Source organism: Pseudomonas sp. HN2, assembly GCF_020736465.1.
Taxonomy (GTDB): domain Bacteria; phylum Pseudomonadota; class Gammaproteobacteria; order Pseudomonadales; family Pseudomonadaceae; genus Aquipseudomonas; species Aquipseudomonas moraviensis_A.
In genome coordinates, this window is sequence record NZ_CP085885.1 from 39,701 (window position 1) to 63,496 (window position 23,796).

General features: G+C 59.4%; 22 protein-coding genes. 14 read left to right on the forward strand and 8 right to left on the reverse strand.

All coding sequences use genetic code 11. The features are described from left to right. From LIS66_RS00190 to LIS66_RS00200, 3 genes are read left to right on the forward strand one after another with little or no spacing between them, the layout of a single operon-like run. Window positions 1-1,158: a DUF2515 family protein gene (locus LIS66_RS00190; RefSeq protein WP_042608273.1), complete on the forward strand. Its 1,158-nt coding sequence runs from the start codon at window positions 1-3 to the stop codon at window positions 1,156-1,158. Further along, complete coding sequence (locus tag LIS66_RS00195; protein ID WP_042608274.1) at window positions 1,158-1,787, forward strand: hypothetical protein; 630 nt, start codon at window positions 1,158-1,160, stop codon at window positions 1,785-1,787. Before LIS66_RS00190 ends, LIS66_RS00195 begins: the two co-directional genes overlap by 1 nt. Beyond that, on the forward strand, window positions 1,780-2,466 hold the full coding sequence (locus tag LIS66_RS00200) for a hypothetical protein (RefSeq protein ID WP_227973373.1): 687 nt from the start codon (window positions 1,780-1,782) through the stop codon (window positions 2,464-2,466). The genes LIS66_RS00195 and LIS66_RS00200 overlap by 8 nt, the downstream gene beginning before the upstream one ends. A gap of 139 nt (window positions 2,467-2,605) precedes the next feature. On the opposite strand, the gene LIS66_RS00205 is transcribed toward LIS66_RS00200, so the two are convergent. Then, the gene (locus LIS66_RS00205; RefSeq protein WP_227973374.1) at window positions 2,606-2,971 is read right to left on the reverse strand and encodes a DUF6124 family protein; all 366 of its coding nucleotides are present in this window, start codon (window positions 2,969-2,971) and stop codon (window positions 2,606-2,608) included. Window positions 2,972-3,465: 494 nt separating this feature from the next. On the opposite strand from LIS66_RS00205, the gene LIS66_RS00210 reads away from it, so the two are divergent. From LIS66_RS00210 to LIS66_RS00250, 9 genes are all read left to right on the forward strand, one after another. After that, window positions 3,466-4,074 (forward strand): hypothetical protein, encoded by a 609-nt coding sequence (locus LIS66_RS00210; protein ID WP_227973375.1) that lies wholly within the window; start codon window positions 3,466-3,468, stop codon window positions 4,072-4,074. Window positions 4,075-4,162: 88 nt separating this feature from the next. Beyond that, window positions 4,163-4,750 carry a hypothetical protein gene (locus LIS66_RS00215; protein WP_227973376.1) on the forward strand — a complete coding sequence of 196 codons (588 nt, stop codon included), beginning with the start codon at window positions 4,163-4,165 and terminating at the stop codon, window positions 4,748-4,750. Window positions 4,751-5,048: 298 nt separating this feature from the next. After that, entirely contained in the window at window positions 5,049-6,707 is a 1,659-nt protein-coding gene (locus LIS66_RS00220; protein WP_042608278.1) for a Na/Pi cotransporter family protein, read from the forward strand. A 165-nt stretch (window positions 6,708-6,872) separates the two neighbouring features. Continuing rightward, on the forward strand, window positions 6,873-8,267 hold the full coding sequence (locus LIS66_RS00225) for a M16 family metallopeptidase (protein ID WP_227973377.1): 1,395 nt from the start codon (window positions 6,873-6,875) through the stop codon (window positions 8,265-8,267). 232 nt (window positions 8,268-8,499) lie between these two features. After that, window positions 8,500-9,528 (forward strand): DUF5924 family protein, encoded by a 1,029-nt coding sequence (locus LIS66_RS00230; RefSeq protein ID WP_042608280.1) that lies wholly within the window; start codon window positions 8,500-8,502, stop codon window positions 9,526-9,528. A 54-nt stretch (window positions 9,529-9,582) separates the two neighbouring features. Further along, on the forward strand, window positions 9,583-10,731 hold the full coding sequence (locus tag LIS66_RS00235; protein WP_042608281.1) for an ABC transporter permease: 1,149 nt from the start codon (window positions 9,583-9,585) through the stop codon (window positions 10,729-10,731). Beyond that, the gene (locus LIS66_RS00240; RefSeq protein WP_227973378.1) at window positions 10,728-11,531 is read left to right on the forward strand and encodes an ABC transporter ATP-binding protein; all 804 of its coding nucleotides are present in this window, start codon (window positions 10,728-10,730) and stop codon (window positions 11,529-11,531) included. Before LIS66_RS00235 ends, LIS66_RS00240 begins: the two co-directional genes overlap by 4 nt. Window position 11,532: 1 nt before the next feature. After that, complete coding sequence (locus LIS66_RS00245; protein ID WP_042608283.1) at window positions 11,533-12,471, forward strand: MlaD family protein; 939 nt, start codon at window positions 11,533-11,535, stop codon at window positions 12,469-12,471. Further along, window positions 12,468-13,094: an ABC-type transport auxiliary lipoprotein family protein gene (locus tag LIS66_RS00250; RefSeq protein WP_065616448.1), complete on the forward strand. Its 627-nt coding sequence runs from the start codon at window positions 12,468-12,470 to the stop codon at window positions 13,092-13,094. The genes LIS66_RS00245 and LIS66_RS00250 overlap by 4 nt, the downstream gene beginning before the upstream one ends. Before the next feature lie 116 nt (window positions 13,095-13,210). On the opposite strand, the gene LIS66_RS00255 is transcribed toward LIS66_RS00250, so the two are convergent. The 5 genes from LIS66_RS00255 to LIS66_RS00275 form a co-directional block, all read right to left on the reverse strand. Beyond that, window positions 13,211-14,440: a nucleoside recognition domain-containing protein gene (locus LIS66_RS00255; RefSeq protein ID WP_042608285.1), complete on the reverse strand. Its 1,230-nt coding sequence runs from the start codon at window positions 14,438-14,440 to the stop codon at window positions 13,211-13,213. 215 nt (window positions 14,441-14,655) lie between these two features. Next, entirely contained in the window at window positions 14,656-15,987 is a 1,332-nt protein-coding gene (gltP, locus tag LIS66_RS00260; RefSeq protein WP_227973379.1) for a glutamate/aspartate:proton symporter GltP, read from the reverse strand. A 716-nt stretch (window positions 15,988-16,703) separates the two neighbouring features. Next, window positions 16,704-17,168 carry an inhibitor of vertebrate lysozyme family protein gene (locus LIS66_RS00265; RefSeq protein ID WP_042608286.1) on the reverse strand — a complete coding sequence of 155 codons (465 nt, stop codon included), beginning with the start codon at window positions 17,166-17,168 and terminating at the stop codon, window positions 16,704-16,706. A gap of 2 nt (window positions 17,169-17,170) precedes the next feature. Next, on the reverse strand, window positions 17,171-17,335 hold the full coding sequence (locus LIS66_RS00270) for a DUF1328 domain-containing protein (protein ID WP_003177151.1): 165 nt from the start codon (window positions 17,333-17,335) through the stop codon (window positions 17,171-17,173). 75 nt (window positions 17,336-17,410) lie between these two features. After that, on the reverse strand, window positions 17,411-17,695 hold the full coding sequence (locus LIS66_RS00275) for a hypothetical protein (protein ID WP_039757148.1): 285 nt from the start codon (window positions 17,693-17,695) through the stop codon (window positions 17,411-17,413). Window positions 17,696-18,123: 428 nt separating this feature from the next. Between LIS66_RS00275 and algB the strand changes: the two genes are divergently transcribed. Together algB and LIS66_RS00285 are read left to right on the forward strand one after the other, a co-directional pair. Then, window positions 18,124-19,470 carry a sigma-54-dependent response regulator transcription factor AlgB gene (gene algB / locus LIS66_RS00280; RefSeq protein WP_039757147.1) on the forward strand — a complete coding sequence of 449 codons (1,347 nt, stop codon included), beginning with the start codon at window positions 18,124-18,126 and terminating at the stop codon, window positions 19,468-19,470. 10 nt (window positions 19,471-19,480) lie between these two features. Next, a complete protein-coding gene (locus tag LIS66_RS00285) occupies window positions 19,481-21,271 on the forward strand; it encodes an ATP-binding protein (RefSeq protein ID WP_227973380.1) in 1,791 nt (596 codons plus the stop codon). Here LIS66_RS00285 and LIS66_RS00290 read toward each other — a convergent pair. Next, window positions 21,268-22,881, reverse strand: a complete 1,614-nt coding sequence (locus LIS66_RS00290) for an EAL domain-containing protein (protein WP_227973381.1) — start codon at window positions 22,879-22,881, stop codon at window positions 21,268-21,270. The two genes, LIS66_RS00285 and LIS66_RS00290, sit on opposite strands and share 4 nt — an antisense overlap. A gap of 75 nt (window positions 22,882-22,956) precedes the next feature. Next, complete coding sequence (locus LIS66_RS00295) at window positions 22,957-23,739, reverse strand: N-acetylmuramoyl-L-alanine amidase (protein WP_227973382.1); 783 nt, start codon at window positions 23,737-23,739, stop codon at window positions 22,957-22,959. Between the last annotated feature and the right edge of the window lie 57 nt (window positions 23,740-23,796).

The following is a 23,796-nucleotide window of genomic DNA, read 5'->3' on the forward strand; positions in this document are numbered from 1 at the left end:
ATGACCGGACAATGCATCGCTCCAGACGACCTGGACATGAAAAAGCTCTGGGACAGCACCTGTGAGCTGCCCACTTGCAAACGCGAAACCAGCACCGCCGGCCCCAACCCGAAAACCCGCGTCGAAGTCCCGCTGCTGACCTGCAACTGCCTGTGGCGCCGCTTCCAGAAAGAAGCCGAAGACTGGGTCGCCCCCGGCGGCGTCCTCATCGCCGACCCCCAGGCCCGTAACCGCAAAATCAACGCCGCTTACGCGCAGTTGTGGCTGGCGGATAACCGCTTTCAGTGGGCAGGGTTGGCGGCGTTTGCTTCGAAGCAGGTGGGGTGTGGGCTGATCCACGCCACCAAACTGCAAACCGCCATCGCTGCACAGAAGGCGGCACAGGAAAAGCTGCGAACCGCACCATCGGAAACTCTGTTCGAAGGCTTTGGGTTCAAGTTCAGCAAGACCAATCCCGAGGCAGAGCAGGAGCTGGCCAAGGCTCGGGCAGCCAATCCGATGCCGACGGAGGACATCACCTTCGGCGACAACCCACGCTCAGTGGTTCAGCAGCAACTGGACTATGTGTACGAGATGTTGGCGCTGGGTAATACGTCGCTGTTTCTCGACGTTTATCCGTTGCACCGGTTTTTCATGGTGCGGGGGTACAAGGAAATGGAAAAGTGTTTGAGAAGCCGGCGTGGCATTGTGAAGGATGTAATGTGGCCGATTGCTGAGAAGGTAGAGTTTGGCCGTGATAATCCTGAGATTTACGCGACCTTCAAAGCCATTGATCAAGGGAACATTTCAGGTAGCGTTGAACAAATGGCGCTTCATGAACAAGTCAACATCCTTCAGCCGGCGATGTACGACGAAACCCACTTTGCCCTGTTAATGCGAGGCACACATGGCGGTGACGTGATTTCTGTTGTGACCGGATTGTTGCCAGGTGCTGCCGAGGAGATCCAGCTTACTCTCGCTAGCCAATGTAAAGCGCCCGACAGTCGAAAAGTCGCGTTTGGCAGCAATCCGCTGGCTAACCTTGCCGATAAGGATCAGCGAATGGAGTTCGTACTGCGCGCTGCCACTCAATTCAACGAACTGCTTAAACAGCCGTCCTCTCGCGCAAAACTTGAGCAATCTATCCGAGAAATTGCAGCTGGCGGGGGGGTTAAGTGATGCATAGACGCAGTTTCTACGTTGCTGCCGCCGCCGTGTTGGGAGCTATCGCGCTAACCTTCTATTTCGGAAGAGGTCCGCAACAAATTTCTTTCCACATTGGAAAAACATATGACGATGTCGTGCGCGACTCATCATTTCCTGTGACGGATAAAACTGCCATCTATCCCGGTGATCCACCTCACCCAAGTTCGACTTGGATCAGTAGCCCAGTGGTCATCACATTCGATGACGAACAACACGGGTTCACGTTGCCCGTTACAAAATTCGGTGCGATTGGCTGGTCTGATTTCAAAGCGATCACCCTTTCTACCTCACCAATGCTGGAAACGTTACCTTTCGAGCAGGCAGTGAATCTGCTGGGAGTGCTGCAGCAGACGTTCAAAAAGGCAGGCTGGTCGCCAGAAGCTGTTGAAGGGAATGATTGGCTCAAGACTGAAACTCAAGAAGACAAGGTGCGCCTTCAAGCCAAGCTTTTTGACCAGTTGGACGGTGTCATTCTGTTGATTCCGCATAAGTACAGCCTGTTCCTCCACATCAAATGCTACGCACGTTGCGACGAACGAAATCCTGATACGGCCAAATATTTGATTGATGTGGGTTTTGGTGAAGATCACTTCAGTGATTGACCGTTCTCAATCGTCTCAGAGGAAGTCGACGGCTTTGGCAGGTAAGCATTGGCTGTCGATGGGCGCCGCTACGATTTTGCTGGGTGGTGTCATGGTGTGGCCATGGGGCGCCACGACCCTATGCGTTCATATTGGAAAACCTTACGAACAGGTGATCAAGGACTCAACCTTCTCGGTTGAAGACAAAACGGCAATCTATCCTGGTGATCCCCATGACCCGACGGATCCCCCTCGTCCCGGCTCTACATGGATCAGCAGCCCGACGATCATTGAGTTCGACGACCCCGTTCATGGTTTCAAGCTTCCCCTGACCGTGTTCGGTGCCGTTACTTATGCGACTCAGAAAGTCTCGACACTGACGACATCGCCGATGACAGAAACCTTGCCGTTTGCAGAAGCTCTGGATCGATTGATTGCTACGCAAAATATCCTCAAATCGCGGGGGTGGAAGATTGAGCCTTTGGAAGACAATGACTGGTTCAACGTTGACTCCGCTGCCAAGCGCGGGCGACTACAGGCCAAACTCTTCGATCAACCTGTGGGCATTGATTTGTACGTACCGGGAAAGTACAGCTTGCTGCTCTTGATCAAGTGCTACGCAAGCTGTGACAGGGAAGATCCGATGACTGCAAAATATTTGATTGATATTAGTGTGGGTCGGGATCGAAGCGGAGCATGAGAAGTCGCCACACGTTGATCCTGCGCGGTCAAAACCTGTAGGAGTGAGCCTGCTCGCGATAGCGGTCTGTCAGTCAACGATGATGTTGAAGCTGATGGCCCTATCGCGAGCAGGCTCACTCCTACATTTGTTTCTGCGTTCAGGCAGGAGGAACGAGGTTGTCGAGGACGCGGTTGACGGCCAGCTCACCCAACATGATGACTTGCTGGATCCCCAGCAGTGAATTGCGCTGCGATCCATCAATAAACCCGGCCAGATCACTGGCCATGATGCTCGCCGACGCCAAAGATTCGCAAGCGTGCACCAGCAGCGTTTCGTTATCCACAGCCGGATCTACGAGGAAAATGGTGCTGGGCTTGCGCGCGGCGCCGGGGTCTTGTTTGAGACCGGGACAGAGGTAGAAATCGAGTGCGCGGTCGGCGGCTTGTTTGAGTCTTTGCGCTTCGAGGTCGGGGTCGTGGCGGGAGAAATCGGTATCGGGTGGATCGGGCGTTATCTTTTTCACGGGCTCTTACCTCTCAACATGAGGCTGCAACCAGCTCGCTGCTAAACGATAAGGGTGGCAGCTGTACGCAGGTTAGCAGACCGATGAGCCACGCAATCGGCGCACCCGAAGGTGCCCTGCGCACAGCCACCATCAGGTGCAGGAACGGATACCTGACTGATAGAGACTTGTGCCGCGTGGAATCATCGAGCTGCTAAACCCGATCACTGATGAGCAGTGACGGAACCAAGTTACGCAGCTAGCCCAAAGCGCACAAGCCGGCGGATTCTGGCGTAGCCGTAGGCTACGGCGCAAGGATTTGTAGCCTGTCGCCGCGTAACATGGCGTGTGCATAAACACTTCTGCGCAATCCGTGTTTAACCCCATTCAAAAAAATCACCGCAAAACCTGTGGGAGCTGGCTTGCCAGCGATAGCGGCGTGTCAGGCGACAGTCCATAACAGAAATTTCTAAGGGTGGGGGAGTACAGTGATCCAGTTGTCGAGAACGCGCTCCGTGATAATTCTCGCTGCTGCTTTAGTTGGGGCAGGAATCGCGTATTCCAATTGGGGTAGGGAGACCCTGCGAGTCCATATCGGAAAGACTTACGACGCGACAGTCGCCGACTCTACATTTAGCGTGGCAGCCCATACGGTGATGTACCCCGGAAACCCTCCGCATCCCAGCTCTACCTGGATTTCTACGCCAGTAATCATTCATTTCGATGATCCGGAGCACGGCTTTACGTTGCCTGCCACCAAATTCGCCTCAATCGGATTTGACGAGGGAAAGGTTTCGAATATGACGACCTCTCCGATGCTCGAAACGTTGCCCTTCGACCAACTCATGGCGGTGCTTGATCAACTTCAGAGCCAGCTTAAAAGCGCCGGATGGGTAGAGTGGAATAGTGGGACAAATCCTTGGGTGAATACGGCTGATGAAACCAGTCGAAAGACGCTTCAGGTCGAGTTGTTTGATCACGTCAAGGTGACAGTGCTCTTGATCCCTCATAAGTACAGTCTCGCGCTCAACGTCAAATGCTACGCGCGCTTTAATGAGCGAGATCCGAAGACGGCGAAATATCTGATCGATGTCAGTGTTGGCAAGGATTACTACAGCGAATGAGCAAGCGCTATATGGCTCATAGCCGAAGTCGCAAATGAGAAGCTGCTACCGGGGGCACAGTCGATGCTCGCGCACAGCAGTGTTCTTCATGTTGTTCGTGTGCCTGACGTCTTTTCACTTTCCGATGGATTTTCTGGTTGTTCGTATTGGCAAGCCATACGCCGAAGTCGTCAAAGACTCCAGTTTCCCTGTTGAACGAAAAACAGCCATATATCCAAGTGACCCTCCCAAGGTCGACTCGACCTGGATAAGCAGCCCGGTCGTGATTACTTTTGATGATCCCGAGCATGGCTTTACCATGCCCAAAACAATTTACGGCGCGGTGGGCTACACCAAGGGAGAAGTAGACGGCATAACGACATCGCCAATGGTGGAATCGCTTCCCTTCGATAAGACAGCTGCGCTCTTGGACGAGCTGCAAACTATGTTCAGGAACGCCAACTGGACTCCTGAACCCGTTGAGGGAAATGATTGGATCAAAGTGCAGAGTGATGATGAAAGGCGACAGCTACAAGCGAAGCTTTTTGATCAGGCGGATGGGGTCATTCTTCTGGTTCCACACAAATACAGCCTGCTGATGCACATCAAGTGCTATGCGCGATGTGATGAGCGGAATGTGAAGACGGCCAGGTATTTAATCGACGTTGGCCTGAGCAGGGACCACTTCAGCGATTGATCCTGCAAAACCACAATCCTGTAGGAGTGAGCCTGCTCGCGATAGCGGTCTCTCAGACAACGATGATGTTGAAGCTGATGACCCTATCGCGAGCAGGCTCACTCCTACAGGTATCTGTGTCGGTTTCAGCGATGTGAGTGAACCTGTTTTCATGACACTTTTGTTTCAATCCACGCTTTAGCTGTGCAATGCTGGCGCCGAGACCGTTAGCCAACTACAGCTTAAGTATCAAAAACGTAGAAACCGCGCGGTGCCGTCCACTTGCCCCTCTGGGGCGCTGCTACTACAGGGGGTCTGCATGCTCACCCTGCTCAATCTGCTATCCGCCGTCGCTCTGTTGATCTGGGGCACGCACATCGTCCGAACCGGCATCCTGCGGGTTTACGGCACCAATCTGCGACATGTGATCGGCCAGAACATGTCGAGGAAATGGCTGGCGTTCATCGCCGGTATTCTCGTCACCGCGATGGTGCAGAGCAGCAACGCCACGGCGATGCTGGTCACCTCGTTTGTCGGCCAGGGCCTGATGGCGCTGACCCCGGCGCTGGCGACCATGCTTGGCGCCGACGTCGGTACCGCGTTGATGGCGCGGGTGCTGACGTTTGACTTGTCGTGGCTGTCGCCGCTGCTGATTTTCCTCGGGGTGATTTTCTTTCTGTCGCGCAAACAGACGCGGCTCGGGCAGATGGGGCGGGTGTCGATCGGGCTGGGGCTGATCATTCTCGCCCTGCAATTGATCGTCGAAGCCGCAGCGCCGATTACTCACGCACAAGGGGTGAAGGTGATTTTTGCCTCGCTGACCGGCGACATCCTCCTCGACGCCCTGGTCGGCGCGTTGTTCGCGATGATTTCCTACTCCAGCCTCGCCGCCGTGCTGCTCACCGCCACCTTGGCCGGCGCGGCGGTGATCAGCCTGCCGGTGGCGATCGGTCTGGTGATCGGCGCGAACATCGGCAGCGGCATCCTCGCGTTCATGAGCACCAGCATGCAGAACGCCGCCGGCCGCCAAGTTGCGCTGGGCAGTCTGTTGTACAAACTGATCGGCCTGCTGCTGATCATTCCGGTGCTCGATCCGCTGGTGCACTGGATCGACAGCCTCGATTTCAGCCCGCAGGAAATGGTCATCGGCTTCCACCTGCTCTACAACACCGCGCGCTGCCTGATCCTGCTGCCGAGCGTCGGGCCGATGGCGCGGCTTTGTGCGTGGCTGCTGCCGGAGCGCCCGGAAGTCAACGGCACCGCCAAACCGCGTCATCTCGACCCGACCGCGCTGGTCACGCCGAGTCTGGCGCTGGCCAATGCCGCACGGGAAACCCTGCGCATGGGCGATCTGCTCGACAACATGCTCGACGCTTCCCTCGATGTGCTGCGCGGCAAGCAGACCGCCGTCACTCAGGAAATGCGCCGCCTGACCGACGACGTCGAGGCGCTGTACAGCGCGATCAAACTGTATCTGGCGCAGATGCCTCGCGAGGATCTCGGCGAGCAGGACAGTCGGCGCTGGGCCGAGATCATCGAACTGGCGATCAACCTGAAGCTCGCCGCCGACCTGATCGAGCGCATGCTGCGCAAGATCCAGCAGCAGAAGACCTCGCAGCGCCGTTCGTTTTCCGAAGAAGGCCTGGAAGACCTCGCCGGGCTGCAACAGCAACTGATCGCCAACCTGCGCCTGGGCCTGTCGGTGTTCCTCAGTGGCGACCGCGAAAGCGCGCGGCAGTTGTTGCGGGAGAAACGCCGGTTTCGTGCGCAGGAACGGCGTCTGGCCCACGCGCATGTCAGCCGTTTGCAACGCAAGATCGTCCAGAGTCTGGAGACCAGTTCGCTGCATCTGGAGTTGATCGCCGACATGAAGCGGCTCAATTCGCTGTTCTGCAGCAGCGCCTATGTAGTGCTGGAAACGGCGGACACTGGCGCGCTGGCGGTGGATGACATGGCGGACATTACGCATTCGCCTTGAACGTCTGGGGCTGGGGTCAGTCAGTTACAGTGGTTCAGCCTTGAGACCGCTATCGCGAGCAGGCTCACTCCTACAGGGATTGCATTCCAAATGTAGAGTCGGGTCAGCCCGCGCTGGTGGCTGACCACGACACGGATCTCCAAATCAGCCGTATGGAAGCCTGTTATGCGTTGCCTGTTGTTCGCCTGTCTGTTGCTCGGTTCCCTGCCCGCCTTCGCCCTGGATCGGTTTCAGGTCGAAGGCTATGCGCTGCCCAACGGTTTGCAACTGATGCTCAAACCCGGCACCGAACGTGGCCATGTGGCGATCCGGCTGGTGGTCGGCGTCGGTCTCGATGACTTCGACTGCGACGAAAAGGAGCTGCCGCATTTGCTCGAACACCTGCTGTTCAGCGGTATCGATGCTACCGGTGAAGGCGGACTGGAAGAACGCATGCAAGCGTTGGGTGGTGACTGGAACGCGTTCACCAGCAATGCCGACACCACGTTCGTCATCGAAGCCCCGGCGAAAAACCAGCGCAAGGTGCTCGACCTGCTGCTCGCGCTGCTGACCCAGACACGCATCGACGACAACGCGATCAACGCCGCCAAGCGGGTGGTCGAGCGAGAGGACGGCGGGCATTACACCAAACTGCAGCGTTTCCTCGACCGTCAGGACCTCGGCCACACCGCGAGCAATCAGTTGGCTGTCGAGTTGGGTCTGAAATGCCCGCAGCGCGCCGAAGTCGGCCATCTGACCCAAGAGCAATTGGAGAAGGTGCGCAAGGCCTGGTACGCACCGAACAACATGACCCTGATCGTCGTCGGCGAACTCGACAAACTGCTGCCGGCCTATCTTGAGCGCACGTGGGGCGAGCTGGAGCCGGTCGAGCCCACCGAACACCGGGCGTTGCCGGACATCCGCACCAGCGCCGCCCATGAACGCACCCTCACCCGGGGCTTCATCGGCGACAGCGCCAAGCTGCACTGGCTGGTGCCGGAACCGGTGCTCGACGATCAGTACGACCAGACGTTCGACATCCTCAAGGATTACCTCGACTGGGCGCTGTATCGGCAGATTCGCCTCAACCACGGTTTGTCGTACGGGCCATGGGCCGAGCGCGAAGTGTTCGGCGGGGTCGGCTTCATGAGCCTCAACGCTGACCTTGATCGCGATGACGTCGACGAAGCCATTCAAGTGCTGGAAGACCTCAAGGCCGACTTGCTGAAAAACGGCCTCGATGCAGACACCTTCGCCCGCATCAAACAAGCCGCCATCGCCCATCAGGCCTGGGCCGTGCAGGGCAACAGCGCACTGGCGGACTATTACTGGAGCGCCCTGAGTGATTATCAGGACGGCCGCTTCGCCAACCCGGCGCGTGAGCTGCAAGGGGTTACGCTGGACGCGGCGAACAAGGCCATGCGCGAACTGTTGTTACAGCCGGGGTACATCAGGATCGAGAAGCCCTTGATCAGTGATGATCAGGTGTTGTGGCTGGTCGCGGGTGGTGTCGGGGTCTTGCTGCTGATCGTGATCGGCTGGCGCCTGCATCGCCACCGAAAACCAGCGGGAAACACCTGATCACTGTGGCGAGGGAGCTTGCTCCCGCTGGGGTGCGAAGCAGCCCCGATGCAGGCGACTCAACATTCCAGAGACACCGTGTCCGCAAATCCTGCGCCTGCTGCGCAGTCGAGCGGGAGCAAGCACCCTCGCCACAGGTTCTCGTGGGGGTTGCTAACCGTGAACCTCGCCACAACGCCCGGCGGACGCTACTCTGTCGGGGTATTTCCTTAGCCTGCAGTGAAGCGCCCACATGTCGAAACTAACCCTCCTGGTCCAGCGCATTCTCGAGCTGATCAAGCGCTACCCCGGGGTTATTGCGGCGGGTGGTTTCATTTCCGGGGTCGGCAGTTTCATCCTCGTTGATCGCCAACAGGGGCTGGCGAGCTGGATCACGGTGATCATGCTGCTCAGCTGGATCTGGCTAATGCTGGAAAACACCCTCACCGGGCTGTTCACGCGGATCTTCAAGCGCGAGATCCCCCAACCGCTGCTGCGCTACGCGACGCAGATGATCCATCAGGAAAGCCTGTTTTTCGTTCTGCCGTTCTTCTTCATCACCACCACCTGGAACAGCGGCCAGTTGATTTTCACGGGGCTGCTCGGCATTGCCGCACTGATCTCCATCGTCGATCCGCTGTACTACAAATGGTTGGCGCCACGGCGCTGGGCGTTTCTCGCGCTGCATACCCTGACCCTGTTCGCCGCCCTGCTCACCGCGTTGCCGGTGATCATGCACCTGACCACCGCGCAGAGTTTCAAATGGGCGCTGGGGATTGCCGTGCTGCTGTCGTTCCCGAGCCTGGCGTCGATCTTCCCGATCCGCACCGTGCGCAACGCCCTGGCGATTCTATTCATCACCTTTGGCATCGGCGGCGTCGGTTGGGCGCTGCGTTCGTGGGTGCCACCGGCGACGCTGTGGATGACCGACGTGGCGATCAGCACGCAACTGCAGGATCGCACCCCCGGCGCCAGCCTCGATACCGTAAGCGCCGAGCAGATCCGCAGCGGCGGGCTCTACGCCTACACCGCGATCAACGCGCCGCGCGGTCTCGACGAGCGCATTTATCACGTCTGGACCTTCAACGGCAAAGAGGTCGACCGCATCGCCCTCGATATCCATGGCGGGCGCAAGGAGGGTTACCGGGCGTGGACGCACAAGCAGAACTTCCCCGGCAACCCGGCGGGCAAGTGGCAGGTGCGGGTGCTGACCGAGGACGGGCAGTTGATCGGTGTGCTGCGCTTCGCGATCACTGACAGCACACCGGCCAAAGAAAAGTAATCCGGTTCGTGCTATTACGTAGGATCTCGTAACGGCCGTACAAGCACGGAGCTTATGACCAGCAGCCCAACCCCCGGCAGTGCCCACCTGGACACCGCGCTCAGCCCTGCCCGCCTGCGGGTCAGCGGTGACTGGACGCTTGCCCACTACACGGCGCTCAAGCACCTGAGCGAAAAGCTCCACGGCCAGTACGACGCCAATACCCCGATCGACCTCAACGGCCTCGGTGCCCTCGACACCGCTGGCGCCTCGTTGCTGGTCGAACTGCTCGGGTCGGAACGCCTGGGCAAGACCGCTGAACACCCCGATTGCACCCTTTCCACGGCCGACCGCGCGTTGCTGCAAACCGTGTATTGCTCGCTGAACGATTTCTGCGTGCCGATCAAGGAGCCGGAAGTCAGCGTCAGCGTGCAATTGCTGACGCGCATTGGCCGCGCAGTAGATAAGGTCTGGAACGACACGATGCAGCTGCTCGGCTTCGTCGGGCTGATTCTCGAAGTTATCGCCCGTGGGCTGCTACGGCCCAAGCGCTGGCGCATCACGCCGATGATCGCGCACATCGAGCAGACCGGCCTCGACGCGGCGCCGATCGTGGCTTTGCTGACGTTCCTGGTTGGCGCGGTGGTGGCGTTTCTCGGTGCCACAGTACTGGCCAGTTTCGGCGCGACGATTTTTACCGTGGATCTGGTCGGCTTCTCGTTCCTGCGCGAATTCGGCGTGCTGCTCACGGCGATCCTGATGGCCGGGCGCACCGCCAGTGCGTTCACCGCGCAGATCGGCTCGATGAAGGCCAACGAGGAGATCGACGCGATTCGCACCCTTGGCCTCGACCCGATCGAATTGCTGGTGGTGCCGCGGGTGCTGGCGCTGCTGGTGGCGCTGCCGATGCTGACGTTTCTGGCGATGCTCTCGGGGATCGTCGGTGGCGGCGTGGTCTGCGCAGTGTCGCTGGACATTTCGCCGGCAATGTTCCTTTCGCTACTGCAATCGGACATTGGCATTCAGCATTTTCTGGTCGGGTTGGTGAAGGCGCCGATCTTCGCCTTCCTGATCGCCGCGATTGGTTGCCTGGAAGGCTTCAAGGTCAGCGGCAGCGCTGAATCGGTCGGCGCGCACACCACCTCCAGCGTGGTCCAGTCGATTTTCGTGGTGATCGTGCTCGATGCGGTGGCTGCGCTGTTTTTCATGGAGATGGGCTGGTGAGTCGTCTACCCCGCGCGCCCTCGGAGGCGGTGATCGAAGTCCGTGGCCTGTGCAATCGCTTTGGCCCGCAGAGCGTGCACGAGAACCTTGATCTGGACGTGTACAAAGGCGAAATCCTCGCCGTGGTTGGCGGCTCCGGCACCGGTAAATCGGTGCTGCTGCGCAGCATCGTCGGGCTGAATCGGCCCAGGGAAGGCATGGTCAAAGTCTTCGGCCAGAACCTGCCGAATCTGCCCGAGCATGAACGCTCGCTGATCGAACGGCGCTTCGGTGTGTTGTTCCAGAAAGGCGCGCTGTTCTCGTCGCTGACCGTGACCGAGAACGTCGCCCTGCCCCTTATCGAACACGCCGGCCTCAGCCGTCAGGACGCCGAGCATCTGGCGGCGGTGAAACTGGCGCTGGCCGGGCTGCCGCTGTCGGCGGCGGACAAGTACCCGGCGTCGCTGTCCGGCGGCATGATCAAGCGCGCGGCGCTGGCGCGGGCCCTGGCGCTGGACCCGGACATCCTGTTTCTCGACGAACCCACCGCCGGCCTCGATCCGATTGGCGCGGCGCAATTCGATCAACTGATTCTGACCCTGCGCGATGCGCTGGGTCTGAGCGTGTTTCTGGTCACCCACGACCTCGACACGCTGTACACCATCACTGATCGAGTGGCGGTGCTGGCGCAAAAGAAAGTGCTGGTGGCCGGCCCGATCGACGTCGTCTCGGAAACCGACGACGCGTGGATTCACGAATACTTCCACGGCCCGCGCGGCCGCTCGGCGCTGGACGCCGCCAAACTGCTCAACGAGGTCTGATATGGAAACCCGAGCCCATCATGTGTTGATCGGCCTGTTCACGGTGATCGTCGTGGCCGGCGCCCTGCTCTTCGGCCTGTTTCTGGCCAAATCCAGCGTCGACACCGAGTTCAAGGATTACGAAGTGGTGTTCAACGAGGCGGTCAGCGGTCTGTCCAAGGGCAGCTCGGTGCAGTACAGCGGGATCAAGGTCGGTGATGTGGTCAGCCTGCGCCTCGACCCGCAGGACCCGCGTCGGGTCCTGGCGCGGATTCGTCTGGCGGGCGACACGCCGGTCAAGGAAGACACCCAGGCGAAACTGGCACTGACCGGGATCACCGGCACCTCGATCATCCAGCTCAGTGGCGGCACCCCGCAGAGTCCGAAACTGCGCGGGCATGACGGTCAGTTGCCGACCCTGATCGCCTCGCCCTCGCCGATTTCGCGTCTGCTCAACGACAGCAGCGACTTGATGACCGGCATCAGCGCTCTGCTACAGAACGCCAACCATATGTTCTCCGCGGAAAACGTCGAGCGCGTGAGCAAGACCCTCGCTCATCTGGAGCAAACCACCGGCACCATCAACGACCAGCGCGGTGACATCAAACAAGCGATGCAGCAACTGGCGACGGTGGGCAAACAGGCCGGCAGCATGCTCGAGCAGACCTCGCTGCTGATGCGCAACGCCAATGGCTTGCTCAACGATCAGGGCAAGCAGGCCTTGGGCAGCGCCGAACAGGCGATGAAATCACTGGAGCAAAGCAGCGTGACCATCAATGGTTTGCTCAGCAAAAACCAGAATTCGCTGGATAACGGCATGCAGGGTCTCAACGGCCTGGCCCCGGCGATTCGCGAACTGCGCGAGACGCTGACCTCGCTGCGTGCCATTTCCCAACGCCTCGAGGCCAATCCCAGCGGGTATCTGCTGGGCAGCGACAAGAACAAGGAATTCACCCCATGAAGTTGACTCGAATCGCCCTCCTCGGCGCCGGCCTGATCCTGATCGGCGCGTGCTCGATTTTGCCCGAGTCGGAACCCTCGGATGTCTATCGCCTGCCCGCCGCACCGGCGCCCGCCTCGGCCAGCCCGACGACGGCTCAGTCGTGGTCGCTGCGCTTGAATAAATTGCAGGCCAGCGAAGCGCTGAACCGGCCGAGCATTGCTGTGATCCCGCAGGGCGATGTGATCAGCAGCTACAAGGGCTCGCGCTGGAGCGATCCGGCGCCGGTGCTGCTGCGCAATCGCTTGCTGGATGGCTTTGCGCGGGATGGTCGGGTGACGCTGCTGAGCACCGACGACAGCAACTTCCAGGCGGACCTGGAGCTGGGCGGCAGTTTGCAGGCTTTTCAGACCGAATATCAGGGCACCCAGGCCGGCGTCGTGGTGCGGGTCGATGCGTTGCTGGTGCGTGGCTACGATCAGCGCATTCTCGCCAGCCGCCGTTTTGAAGAGCGCCAGACGTTGAATGATGTGCAGGTGCCGGCGGTGGTTGCCGGGTTTGGCCAGGCCAGTGATCGCCTTACGGCCAGGGTTGTGGCCTGGGCAGTCGAACAAGGCCAGAAACTGGCCCCACAACCCCGCTGACACACCACAACCCCTGTAGGAGTGAGCCTGCTCGCGATAGCGGTTTTTCAATCACCGATGATGGCGACTGAAAAACCGCTATCGCGAGCAGGCTCACTCCTACAGTGGATATGTGATCAGCCGAAGAACCAGTAGCAGACGCCGATGGCGCCGACCACACCAGCAAACTCCGCCAGCAACGCGCAGCCCACTGCATGCCTCGCCCGCTGAATCCCCACCGCGCCGAAGTACACCGCCAGTACATAGAACGTGGTCTCGGTACTGCCCTGAATCGTTGCGGCGACCAGTGCCGGGAAGCTGTCGACGCCTGAGGTCTTCATGGTTTCGATGAGCATTGCCCGCGCGGCGCTGCCGGAAAACGGTTTGACCATCGCCGTCGGCAATGCGTCGACGAAGCGCGTGTCCCAACCGGCCCACTCGACCAGATGGCGAATGCCGTCCAGGCCAAAATCCAGCGCTCCAGAGGCGCGCAACACGCCAACCGCACATAGCATCGCGACCAGATACGGCAGAAGATTTTTCGCCACATCGAAGCCTTCTTTCGCGCCTTCGACAAACGCTTCGTAAACCTTGACCTTGCGCATTGCACCGATCAGCAGAAACAGCATGATCAAGCCGAACAGCGTGAGATTGCCGAGGATCGACGACAATCCCGCCAGCGCAGTGGCAGAAAGCGTGCCGAGCAGCGCCATGAAGCCGCCGAGGATCAGGGCGCCGGGCACCAGATAGGCCAGCACCACCGGGTCCCAGATCCGTAGCCGTTGCATGAAGGCCACGGAGAGAAAACCGACGATGGTCGAGCAACTGGTCGCCAGCAGAATCGGCAGGAACACCAGCGTCGGATCCGGCGCGCCTTGTTGGGCGCGGTACATGAAGATGGTCACGGGCAGCAGGGTCAGCGACGAGGCATTGAGCACCAGGAACAGGATCTGCGCGTTACTGGCGATGGTGGCGCTGGGGTTGAGCTCCTGCAGCGCTTTCATGGCTTTGAGGCCGATAGGCGTGGCGGCATTGTCCAGGCCGAGGCCATTGGCAGCGAAGTTCAGCGTGATCAAGCCAAGGGCAGGGTGGCCGGCGGGGACTTCCGGCATCAGCCGCAGGAATAGCGGGCCGAGCACCTTGGCCAGCCATTCGACGATCCCGGCTTTCTCGGCTATGCGCAGAAAGCCCAGCCATAGGGTCAGGGTGCCGAACAGCAGCACCATGACTTCGACCGAGAGCTTGGCCATGGCGAAAATGCTCTCCACCATCGCCGCGAAGATCCCGGCATTGCCGCCGATCAGCCACTGCGCCAGCGCCGACACGGCTGCCACGATGAAGAAGCCAAGCCACAGGCCATTAAGCATCAGTCAAATCCCCCGAAGAATGCGGCGAATGATAGCGGGGTCGCCAGAAACGACAAACCCCGGATTTCTCCGGGGTTTGTCTCGATTGGCAAGCGCCTGTCTATGGGCTGGCATTGATCCCCTGTAGGAGCTGCCGGAGGCTGCGATCTTTGGACTTTGTTTTCAAAGCAAGATCAAAAGATCGCAGCCTTCGGCAGCTCCTACAGGGTTTTGCATTACGGCTTGGAAATTTCGCCAGTTGGCAGTTTTTCCTTGCTGCGCCAGTGCGGCAGGGAGTTCCAGTAGCGCTCGCCCTTGGCGTCGTCGTACATGCCTTCCCAGCGCGCGATAACCAGCACCGCCAAGGCATTACCGATCACGTTCAGTGCGGTACGCGCCATGTCCATGATGCGGTCGACACCGGCGATGAACGCCAGGCCTTCCAGCGGAATGCCGACGCTGCCCAGCGTCGCCAGCAGCACCACGAAGGACACGCCCGGTACGCCGGCGATGCCTTTGGAGGTGACCATCAGGGTCAGCACCAGCAGCAGTTGCTGGCTGATCGACAGGTCGATGCCGTACAGCTGGGCAATGAAGATCGCCGCGATCGACTGGTACAGGGTCGAGCCGTCGAGGTTGAACGAGTAACCGGTCGGCACCACGAAGCTGCAGATGGCTTTCGGAGCGCCGTAGGCTTCCATTTTCTCGATCACCCGTGGCAGCACGGTTTCCGAGGAAGCGGTGGAGTAGGCCAGCACCAGCTCATCCTTGAAGATGCGCATCAGCTTGAGCACCGAGAAGCCAAACAGCTTGGCGATCAGGCCCAGCACGACGAAGGCGAAGAAGGCGATGGCGACGTAAACAAGGATCACCAGTTTCGCCAGCGGCAGCAGCGAGGCGAAGCCGAAGTTGGCGACAGTCACCGCGATCAGGGCGAACACGCCGATAGGGGCGTAGTTCATGATCATGTGGGTGACTTTGAACATGCTTTCCGAGACGCCCTGGAACATCTTCACCAGCGGCTCGCGCAGGTCCGACTGCAGGCTCGACAGGCCGAGACCGAACAGGACGGAGAAGAAGATGATCGGCAGCATTTCGCCGCGGGCCATGGCTGCGAAGATGTTCGACGGGATCAGGTTGAGGATGGTCTCGATGAACGCATGTTCATGCTGCACTTCGGCGGCGGTCGCCTGGTACTTCGAGATATCGACCGTGCCCAGGGTGCTCATGTCGATGCCGGTGCCCGGGTGGAACACGTTGGCCAGCACCAGGCCGACCACGATGGCGATGGTGGTGACGATTTCGAAATAGATGATGGTCTTCAGGCCGATACGCCCGAGCTTCTTGGCGTCGCCCACGCCGGCGATGCCGACGATCAGAGAAGAAATGACGATCGGGATGACGATCATCTTGATCAGACGGATAAAGATATCGCCTGCCGGTTGCAGGACGTTGCTGATCCACCAGGCCTTCTCGGCGCTGAAGTGGTTGAGCAACGCACCCAGTGCAATCCCCAGAACCAGACCTATCAGGATCTGCCAGGCGAGGCTGATTTTTGCCTTCTTCATTATCTTTACCCTTACTTGCGTTTGACTCAGGCACATGCAGGAACTGGAACGCTCATCAGCGGAAAAGTCTGTGCATCTGCCTCCGTATAAGGTGCCCCGAAGTGCGTATTTACGGCTCTTCGGCAGGCGAAAAAAGGCGCAACTATTCCGATGCAAGGTGGCGCCGTCTAATGCCGTAAACGCCTACCCTATGCCGAATCGGCATGAGCTTTTTCAATTGAAACTGGCGTCCCAAGCGGTTCGATTGTGACATTTCAGCCGGCATAAGTGCCGTGAACCGGCCATTACAGCGTAGGCTGGTTAAATTTTGCACAGCGAGAATCGGCGGAAATCTCCGGAAAAAGTCTGAATTGAAAGCCTATAAGTCACACGAATCGAGCGCGATCTTTGTCGATATACGGTCGTCAGGAAACACCGCGAAATGTTTTCCCGCGCAGTGTCGGCGATTCGAAGAAGGGGATTAGCGTGCTGGATCAATGATTTGGCTGATTCAAAGCCCAGCGCAGATTCGTCAGACCATCGGGTCGACGAACCTGCGGCGCAGCTTTTACCCTGACCCGGCCCTTGCGCAGGTACTCCCTGTACCCGTAGGTCACTCCGACCCTGAAGCAGTCAGAACGTCCCGGCCCCCTGGTCATGCACCGGCCCTCATCGGGTGGCGCAATGGAAAGCAGCGGGGCGCTGCTTTCGTGTTCAAGAATCCTGTGCGTCCTGCATCAGTACCACTTGGGATCTTTCTTCAGGGTTTCCATCAGCAGATCCTGCATGCCCTGATCAGGTTTGCCGAAAAAGCGATATGTCGCGTGTCGCGTTGGCGACTTGTCCTGCGGCAGACCTTCCGGGACATCGACCAGCATGGCGTAGGCGTCATCCTTGTCGAAGCTGAAGGCAACGATCAAACGGTGATTCAGGCATTTGTCCTGACTCTCGCAGAGCGGCCCGACCAGATACTTGTCGCCATCTTCCGTAACGGCATTCATCTGTTGCTCGGAGGTTCCGGACAGGTTGATCACCCACTCCGGTACGCGCTCTTCCTTTTTGATCACACCTTCCCAGGTTTCGCGATACTGCTCGTCGGAAGCGAGCAGTTCGTTGACCCGGGCCTGGCCGTCATTGGCCGCCATGGCCATGGCACTGCCGCCCAGAAGCAGGGCGGCGGCCAATGTCTTGAGACCGATCATCGTTAACCTCGGCCGCGACGGCCAAAGAAGAAGGAAGCGATGAACATCACCAGGAACACGACAAAGAGAATCTTGGCGATACCCGTGGCGGTGCCCGCGATACCACCGAAGCCCAGTACGGCGGCGATGATGGCAATGATCAAGAATGTAATTGCCCAGCTCAACATGGTGATTCTCCTTACTTCTCTATTTAGGGGTGTTTGCGGTTTCCGACGCTCAGGCGTCCGAATCTGTTCAACGACTTAGAAAACCCAGCGCTCTTCCCGTGGCAGTTGGTCCAGCGGTTGCGCCTGGTCTACATCGATCATGTGCATCGAAGCGTTTTCGGCTTGGCTGCTGCTCACGGCACTGAAGTGCTTTTGAGTGCTGTGCTGCATCGAAATGAGTGGCTCGGGTTTGCGGCTGTTTTCCCAGCTCATGTATTGCTGGCAGACGATCAGGGTGATCAACAACGCCAGTACGCCGAACAGACCTTGCTGGATCTGCAGAGGCGAGATACGTACTTGGGCGGCAGTTGGGCGAGTCATCCTGTGTTCCTCACGCTTGTTCGGTTGGGGCAGTGCTGATCTGCCCGGGCTGAGTGAGGTATTGCAGCCTGCATGCCAGTTTTTTGTTGTCTGAAAATATCAATAAAAACAATGGCTTACGTACGCTTGAGAAATTTCCTGCGACGCATCCTGCACGATGGCTCTTCTGCGGTCGTGCGCAATGCACGATTATTTCGTGGGAAATTTCGATGATATGGAATTGCTACCGGTACGCAGATGTCAGAAGAGGACGCAGGATCTGCCCTGCAAATCGCTGGCTGTTTTAAAACTCAACGAAATCAATGAATTGGCCGTTATGGCAGTAGAGAGCTACCCTCCTATGGCTGGTATCGTTCAGAATCAACCATGCAACTTGCCCGATTTTTCCGGGACTAACCCAAGACTAATCACTATGGAGCGTAGGAAAAATGGAATCTGCCACTGAGCAACAAGGCCGCATTCTGCTGGTGGACGATGAATCCGCCATCCTGCGTACGTTTCGTTATTGCCTCGAAGACGAAGGCTATACAGTCGCCACGGCCAACAGCGCGGCGCAAGCCGAGGCTTTGCTGCAACGCCAGGTCTTCGACCTGTGCTTCCTCGATTTGCGCCTGGGCGAGGACAACGGTCTCGACGTCCTCGCGCAAATGCGCATTCAGGCGCCTTGGATGCGCGTGGTGATCGTCACCGCGCATTCGGCGGTCGACACCGCCGTTGATGCCATCCAGGCTGGCGCCGCCGACTATCTGGTCAAACCGTGCAGCCCCGACCAACTACGTCTGGCCACCGCCAAGCAGCTGGAAGTGCGGCAGCTGTCGGCGCGTCTTGAAGCCCTCGAAGGCGAGATCCGTAAACCGAAAGACGGCCTCGATTCCCACAGCCCGGCGATGAAGGTCGTACTGGAGACTGCCCGTCAGGTCGCGAGCACCGACGCCAACATTCTTATCCTCGGCGAATCCGGCACCGGTAAAGGTGAGCTGGCCCGTGCAATCCACGGCTGGAGCAAGCGCGAGAAGAAGTCCTGCGTAACCATCAACTGTCCGTCGCTGACTGCCGAGCTGATGGAAAGCGAGCTGTTCGGCCATAGCCGTGGCGCCTTCACCGGGGCCAGCGAAAGCACGCTCGGTCGGGTTAACCAGGCTGACGGTGGCACGCTGTTTCTCGACGAGATCGGCGACTTTCCACTGACGTTGCAACCCAAGTTGCTGCGCTTCATCCAGGACAAGGAATACGAGCGGGTCGGCGACCCGGTGACTCGCCGTGCCGATGTGCGCATTCTCGCCGCGACCAACCTGAACCTCGAAGACATGGTCCGCGACGGTCGCTTCCGCGAGGATCTGCTCTATCGCCTCAACGTCATCACCCTGCATCTGCCGCCATTGCGTGAGCGCGCCGAAGACATCCTGACCCTTGCCGATCGCTTCCTCGCACGTTTCGTCAAAGAGTACGCGCGTCCAGCGCGCGGCTTCAGCGATGAGGCGCGCGAAGCGCTGCTCGGTTATCGCTGGCCGGGCAACATTCGCGAGCTGCGCAACGTGGTCGAGCGGGCGAGCATCATCTGCCCGCAGGAACGCGTGGAAATCAGCCATCTGGGCATGGCCGAACAACCGGCCAACAACGCGCCACGGGTCGGTGCGGCGCTGAGCCTGGATGAGCTGGAGAAAGCGCACATCGGGGCGGTTCTGGCCACCGCTGGCACACTGGATCAAGCGGCGAAAACCCTCGGCATCGACGCCTCGACCCTGTATCGCAAACGCAAGCAGTACAACCTGTGAGCACTGCGCGATGAAACTGGCGATCAAGCTGCGCACGCGCCTGTTCCTGAGCATTTCTGCACTGATCACCGTGGCCTTGCTCGGGCTTCTGCTCGGGCTGGTCAGCGTGATGCAGATGGCCGGGTCGCAGGAAGCGCTGGTGCGCAGCAACTTCGTCACCCTGGATCTGGGCCTCAAATTGCGCCAGACCCTCGGCGATCAGTTGATCATCATGCTCGCGGAAAAGCCCGACCCCGTTGCCTTCGATGCGTCCAAGCAGCATTACTTCCAGTTGCTCGACCAAGGCATCGCCCAGCAGTCGGAGGGTGAAGATCAGCCTTACGGTTTCCGCCAGGCCAAGGCCGATTACCTTAACTTCCTCGACTCCTTCGATGTCAGCGCCGAAGCGGCGAAGGATGCCAGTACCAGCGCGGATTTCCGCGAGCGCTTCAATATCCTGCGCAACGGTTTGATTGCGGAACACAAGCACGCGCTGGACAGTATCAACGAGGTGCAGCACGCCGCCCGCGAACGTGCCTTGCTCATCGCTGGGCTGCTCGGTCTGGTCGGGCTGGCGGTGCTGATCATCGGTTTTGTCACAGCGCAAGGCATTGCCCGCCGCTTCGGCGCGCCGATCGAAGCGCTGGCCAAGGCTGCCGATAACATAGGGCAGGGTAACTATGACGTGACCCTGCCAATTTCCACCGCCATGGAGGTCAACCTGCTGTCGCGGCGCTTCGGTCTGATGGCCGAGGCGTTGCGCGAACACCAGGCGATGAATGTCGACGAGCTGTTGGCCGGTCAGCAACGCCTGCAAGCGGTGCTCGACAGTATCGACGACGGTTTGTTGATGATCGATCGCCAAGGCCAGCTCGAACACCTCAACCCGGTCGCTCAGCGTCAGTTGGGCTGGGAAGATGATCGTCTCGGCCAGGGCTTGGGCACCGCACTCGGTCGCCCGGAACTGGATGCACAACTGCAACTGGTGCTGCGCGGCGGCACGCTGGAGCGGGCGCCGGAAGATCTAAGTATCGAAGTCGATGGTGAATCGCGCCTTCTGACTTATAGCCTGACGCCGGTCAGCCACACCCAGGGGCATATTCTCGGCGCGGTCATGGTGCTGCACGACGTCACCGAACAACGTGCGTTCGAGCGGGTTCGCAGCGAATTTGTTCTGCGCGCTTCCCATGAATTGCGTACGCCGGTGACGGGCATGCACATGGCTTTCGGGCTGTTTCGTGAGCGGGCCAAGTTTCCGGCGGAGTCGCGCGAGGCTGACCTGCTGGATACGGTCAACGAGGAAATGCAGCGCCTGATGCAGTTGATCAACGACTTGCTCAATTTCTCGCGCTACCAGAACGGCTTGCAGAAACTCACCCTGGCGCCATGTTCCATTGAGGACTTGCTGGAGCAGGCGCAGCTGCGCTTTGCCGAAGCGGCGGCGGCCAAAGGTGTGGCACTGAACGTCGAGATTCAAGGGCCGTTGCCACGTTTGCAGGCCGATCAGGCGCAACTCGATCGTGTCCTCGACAACCTGATCGACAACGCGCTGCGCCACACTGCACGCGATGGGCAGATCCGTCTGCAGGCGCGTCGTCATGGCGAGCGGGTGATCATCAGCGTCGAAGACAACGGCGAGGGCATTGCCTACGGTCAGCAGGGGCGGATCTTTGAGCCGTTCGTGCAGGTCGGTCGCAAGAAGGGTGGCGCCGGGCTCGGCCTGGCGCTGTGCAAGGAAATCGTCCAGTTGCACGGTGGACGCATGGGCGTTTATTCGCGGCCGGGGCAGGGCACCCAGTTCTACATGGCGCTGGCGGTTTAGGCTTCGTCGTCCATACGTCGTCCTGCGAGCCGGCGTCCGCGGGTGATCAGTTCGATGAACTGCACGGCGCTCAGCGCATGGGCGAACAACCAGCCCTGACCGAATTTCACCCCTTCACTGCTGAGCAAGGTCGCCTGGGATTCCAGTTCGATGCCTTCAGCAATCACCTTCAGATCCAGCGCCTGCGCCATGTGAATGATGTGCGGCGCGACGCCGCTGCTCGCCGCGTCATGGCCCAGCGCATCAATGAAGGCCTTGTCGATCTTCAGGCAATCCACTGGCAGGGTCTGCAGATAGGCGAGGCTGCAGTAGCCAGTGCCGAAGTCGTCGATCAGTACCTGATGGCCAACATCGCGCAAGGCTTGCAGGTTTTCCCGAGCGACGACCACATCGATCAGGCCGCGCTCGGTGACTTCGAAGGCAATCTGCCGCGCCGTAACACGGTGCAGCGCCAGCAGGCGCGCCATGACCTGGCCGATGCGCGGCACCATGACATCGCACGCCGCGAGGTTCACCGAGATATACAGCTGCGGATTGGCGCGCAATAACTGGCCCAGTTGTTCGAGCAAACGCTGCAACACGAAGTCGGTCATCTGCCGGATCTGTCCGGTGTTCTCGGCCATCGGAATGAACAGGTCGGGGCTGGTCAGCGTGCCGTCCGGGCGCCGCCAGCGCAGCAGGGCTTCGGCGCCGACGCAGTTGCGGCTGTCGAGGTCGAAGATCGGTTGATACAGCACCTGTAACTCACCCCGACGGATCGCCCCGTGCAACTCGGCATCCAGCGATTGCCGCTGGCGCACCAGCAGGAAGGTCAGAAACCCGACAATGGCCCCGGCAATCAGGCACACCGGCAACAGCCACCACCACACCGCAGGGATATGCACGCCAGTGCGCGGCGTAATCAATACCAGCTGGTATTCCGGATTATCGGTGGGCATGCGATAGATCAACCGCGTTTGCGTCACCTGCAGTGCATCACGACTTTTCGGTGGCCAGGGTTCGGTGGGCGGCCAGACCTGTGCAAAGCCAAGTACCGGGATCGCGCGAGTGCCGTGATCGAGCACCACCAGCAGGCTGCTGCCGGGCGACAGATCGACCATGTCGGTCAAATGCCCGCGCGAGGTGGCGACGCGAAAATTGCCGCGACCGAGCATGAGCGCCGCGCGGTTTTCATCAGGTTCAGTGGTGGTGTTCAGCCAATAACTGTATGTCGGGCCCTGGATGTCCGGAGCACGATCCAGCGACAGGCCTTCCTGACGCGGACGATTGGAGCAGAACCGCGAGGCGTCCATGTAGGCGGCTTCGTAGACGAAGCGATAGTTGAAAGTGACTTGCTGCAAGGTCGCGATCATTTCTTCGTCGCAGCCGCGCAAGGGCTGGGCTTCGAGATCGTCGAGGCTTTCGCGCAACTGGCCGAACAATTGTTCGAGGCGGGCGAGGAAACGCTCACCCTGCGCGTTCATTTCCTGGCTCTCGCGCAACTCCATCTGCCGCATCGCCGCGAACATACTGCCGGCGATCAACAGGCTGGCACTGAGGACAGCCGCGATCATCGCCAAAAAACCGGGGCGATAAAACCAGCTACGCAGCGTTTCTCGGGTAGCAGCCATCAAGGAATTTCCGAAGAATTACCATGAGTTATAGCTGCTGATTGCGATTTCGCCCTGACCGTCGGGCGGGCGTCATTATTTTGTCTGGTTGAGCACCAAAAGAAGTGCGGCCGTTTGCGCATCCGGCGTGCCGTCGAAACGGGCGGGGCGGTAGTGCATCTGGAATGCGGCAAGGACATGGCGGGTGGCTACATCCAGCTCACCGGTCTGCGGCGTGTCGTAGCCCAGCCGGGCGAGTTGCGCCTGGAACCAGCCGATTTCCGGCAGTGGACTGCTGTTGAACACGGCTTGCTGACGCGCCACGGCTTGTTCGTTCGGCCATAGGCCCAAGCCCTCATCCGCGAGACGTTTCCACGGGAACAGTGGACCCGGATCGAGCTTGCGCAGAGGCGCTATATCGCTGTGACCGATGATATGCCGGGGACTGATGCCGTTGCGTTGGCTGATGTCCTTGAGCAGGGTGATCAGCGACTGGATTTGCGCTTCGCTGTACGGGTACCACAGGCGCCCGGTCGGGGTGTCCTTGTAGCCGGGATTGACGATTTCAATGCCGATGGAGCTGGAGTTAAGCCAGGTACGGCCCTGCCACTGACTTTCGCCGGCGTGCCAGGCGCGCTGGTTTTCGTCCATCAACTTATAGATCGTGGCGCCCTTGTCATCGCCGATCAGGTAATGGCTGCTGACCTCGCCATGGGTCAGCAATTGCAGCGAACGCTCCAGCGATGCCGAGGTGTAATGCACCACGACGAACTGGATGCGGCTGTCGTAATTGGTCGAAGGATGGCTGGTGTCGTAGCGCGGGCCGCTGGCGCAACCAGCGAGGACGAGCAGCGAGGCAAACAGGGCAAAGAGTTTCATGGCAAAGGACGATACGCAAAAGACAATAATGCAACAGTGTAACGTACGGATCTGGCC

Bases quoted from the DNA above. Each gene is read 5' to 3' on its own strand.
- LIS66_RS00230 (WP_042608280.1), top strand. From the start codon at position 8,500: ATGTCGAAACTAACCCTCCTGGTCCAGCGCATTCTCGAGCTGATCAAG.
- LIS66_RS00295 (WP_227973382.1), bottom strand. From the start codon at position 23,739: ATGAAACTCTTTGCCCTGTTTGCCTCGCTGCTCGTCCTCGCTGGTTGC.
- LIS66_RS00245 (WP_042608283.1), top strand. From the start codon at position 11,533: ATGGAAACCCGAGCCCATCATGTGTTGATCGGCCTGTTCACGGTGATC.
- LIS66_RS00195 (WP_042608274.1), top strand. From the start codon at position 1,158: ATGCATAGACGCAGTTTCTACGTTGCTGCCGCCGCCGTGTTGGGAGCT.
- gltP (WP_227973379.1), bottom strand. From the start codon at position 15,987: ATGAAGAAGGCAAAAATCAGCCTCGCCTGGCAGATCCTGATAGGTCTG.
- LIS66_RS00270 (WP_003177151.1), bottom strand. From the start codon at position 17,335: ATGTTGAGCTGGGCAATTACATTCTTGATCATTGCCATCATCGCCGCC.
- LIS66_RS00225 (WP_227973377.1), top strand. From the start codon at position 6,873: ATGCGTTGCCTGTTGTTCGCCTGTCTGTTGCTCGGTTCCCTGCCCGCC.
- LIS66_RS00265 (WP_042608286.1), bottom strand. From the start codon at position 17,168: ATGATCGGTCTCAAGACATTGGCCGCCGCCCTGCTTCTGGGCGGCAGT.
- LIS66_RS00255 (WP_042608285.1), bottom strand. From the start codon at position 14,440: ATGCTTAATGGCCTGTGGCTTGGCTTCTTCATCGTGGCAGCCGTGTCG.
- algB (WP_039757147.1), top strand. From the start codon at position 18,124: ATGGAATCTGCCACTGAGCAACAAGGCCGCATTCTGCTGGTGGACGAT.
- LIS66_RS00220 (WP_042608278.1), top strand. From the start codon at position 5,049: ATGCTCACCCTGCTCAATCTGCTATCCGCCGTCGCTCTGTTGATCTGG.
- LIS66_RS00290 (WP_227973381.1), bottom strand. From the start codon at position 22,881: ATGGCTGCTACCCGAGAAACGCTGCGTAGCTGGTTTTATCGCCCCGGT.
- LIS66_RS00190 (WP_042608273.1), top strand. From the start codon at position 1: ATGACCGGACAATGCATCGCTCCAGACGACCTGGACATGAAAAAGCTC.
- LIS66_RS00215 (WP_227973376.1), top strand. From the start codon at position 4,163: ATGTTGTTCGTGTGCCTGACGTCTTTTCACTTTCCGATGGATTTTCTG.
- LIS66_RS00285 (WP_227973380.1), top strand. From the start codon at position 19,481: ATGAAACTGGCGATCAAGCTGCGCACGCGCCTGTTCCTGAGCATTTCT.
- LIS66_RS00250 (WP_065616448.1), top strand. From the start codon at position 12,468: ATGAAGTTGACTCGAATCGCCCTCCTCGGCGCCGGCCTGATCCTGATC.
- LIS66_RS00235 (WP_042608281.1), top strand. From the start codon at position 9,583: ATGACCAGCAGCCCAACCCCCGGCAGTGCCCACCTGGACACCGCGCTC.
- LIS66_RS00275 (WP_039757148.1), bottom strand. From the start codon at position 17,695: ATGACTCGCCCAACTGCCGCCCAAGTACGTATCTCGCCTCTGCAGATC.